1 protein-coding gene and 2 pseudogenes are annotated in these 2,030 nt (G+C 74.0%); all 3 read left to right on the top strand.

Annotation, left to right across the window (positions count from 1 at the left end):
- Window positions 1-253, top strand: a pseudogene (locus ABZ641_RS34870) (hypothetical protein); the annotation flags it as partial.
- A gap of 156 nt (window positions 254-409) precedes the next feature.
- Entirely contained in the window at window positions 410-1,864 is a 1,455-nt protein-coding gene (locus ABZ641_RS34865) for an APC family permease (protein WP_359988385.1), read from the top strand.
- Window positions 1,861-2,030 (top strand): annotated as a pseudogene (locus tag ABZ641_RS34860) (amidohydrolase); the annotation flags it as partial. The gene ABZ641_RS34865 and the pseudogene ABZ641_RS34860, both read left to right, overlap by 4 nt.

Below are 2,030 nucleotides of genomic sequence, written 5' to 3'. Positions count from 1 at the left end.
GGTCGGCGTGGGGCTGGGGGTGCGGGGCGCCGCCCGGCAGGCGGCCGCGCTCGCCGTCGGACTGCCGGGGGTGAACTACGTGGCCGCGGGCCACGGCCGCTTCGACGTGGTCTGCGGGGTGGACGCCGCGGACCGGGCGGCCCTGCTCGGCACCCTGGACGCGCTGCGCGCCCTGCCGGGCGTGGTCCGCGCCGAGTCCTGGTACCACCTCGACATCGTGAAGGAGACGTACAGCTACGATCTCCCGGCCTGACCGGCGGATCGATCGCCCGCAGCGTCATCGGATTACGAATCGCAGGATCAGAGGCGAATTGCCTGCGGAAATGTATCCGCAGGTCATTGACGCGGTGTTTTCGCCCGGCATTGAATGACCGGCGTCCCCCTCTCCCTCACCCTGCCGGGACGGCTGATGTCCAGATCCCCCCAGAGCGGCGTCGCCGCGCTCCCCCGCTCGCTCGGCGTCTTCGGCGGCGTCCTGCTGACCCTCTCCTGCGTAACCCCGGCCTCCTCGCTGTTCATCGTGGTGCCGCCGCTGCTGCAGACCCAGGGCAGCGGCACCGTCGCCACCCTGCTGATCGCCGCGCTGCTCTCGTTCGGTGTCGGCTTCTGCTACGCGGAGCTCGGCACGCTCGTCCCGAGCGCCGGCGGCGAGTACTCGATCGTCGGGCAGTTGCTCGGCCGGCTGGCGGGCTGGCTGGTGTTCGTGATCTCGGTGGTGTCGCTGCTGGTGATCCCGCCGATCATCGCGCTCGGCACGGCCGGCTACCTGTCCTCGGTGGCCGCCCTCGACCCGGCGGTCACCGGCGCCGTGGTGATGGCCCTGGCCGTCGCCGTCGGTGTCCTGGACATCAAGTCCAACGCGCTGATCACCGGCCTCTTCCTCGGCCTGGAGGTGCTCGCCGCGGCCGTGGTCAGCGTGCTCGGGCTGACCCACGTCCACCAGCCGCTGGGCAGCCTGGTGCACGCCGTCGTCCCGGACGGGCACGGCGGCACCGGACCGTTCACCGCGGGCCTGCTGGTCTCGGGCCTGGCCGTGGCCCTGTTCACCTACAACGGCTTCGGCACCGCGGTCTACCTCTCCGAGGACCTGCGCGACCCCCGCCGCACGGTGGCCCGCACGGTGCTGTGGTCGCTGCTGGCCGGTGTCGTGCTGATCACCGTGCCGGTCGCCGCGATCTGCCTGGGCGTCGACTCGCCGGACCGGCTCGCCGAGGGCGACCTCGTCGCGATCGTCGACTCCTGGGCGGGCAGCACCGTCGGCACCTTCGTCAGCCTCTGCATCGCCGCCGCCATCCTCAACGCCGTCATCGTCATGGTGCTGCAGAACGGCCGGGTGCTGTACGCCTCGGCCCGCGACCGCACCTGGCCCGACCCGGTCAACCGGGTGCTCGGCTCGCTGCACCCCCGCTGGGGCTCGCCGTGGGCCGCGACCCTGGCGATCGGCCTGCCCGGGGTGGTGCTCGCCCTCGCGGTGCCGATCGACGCCCTGCTCGGCTTCACCGGCGTCGTGGTCGCGGTGATCTACCTGCTGCTCGGGTGCGCCGCGCTGACCGCCCGGCGCGCCCGCCACCGCGCCGTACCCGCCTGGCGGATGCCGCTCTGGCCGGCCGTGCCGCTCGTCGCCATCGCCGTCCTCGGCTACTCGCTGACCCAGCAGACCGGCCGCGACCTGCTGATCACCGGCGGCGTGCTGCTCGCCGGCACCTGCTACTGGTTCGCCTACCTGCGTCCGCGCAGCGCCACCCACTGGGTGCTCAGCCTGCCCGCCGACGTGGCCGGCGACCCCCACGGCGCCGACCCCGGCACCCCCGATCCCGCCGGCGCCGAGGGCGCCGCCGCCCCGCTGAACGGAGCCCGGCCGTGACCCGCCCCGCCGACCTCGTCCTGTACAACGCCCACGTGCACACCGTGGACGACGCCCGTCCGCGCGCCGAGGCGGTCGCCGTCCGCGACGGCCGGATCGCCTGGGTCGGCGACGGCGACGGCTGGCGGGCGTTCACCGGCCCAGACACCGAGACCGTCGACGCCCG

Origin of the sequence: Kitasatospora sp. NPDC007106, from assembly GCF_040634455.1 — a bacterium.
In the GTDB taxonomy this organism is placed as follows: domain Bacteria; phylum Actinomycetota; class Actinomycetes; order Streptomycetales; family Streptomycetaceae; genus Kitasatospora; species Kitasatospora arboriphila.
Note: the sequence above shows the minus strand (reverse complement) of the source record. Positions and strands in the feature narration are given on the sequence as shown.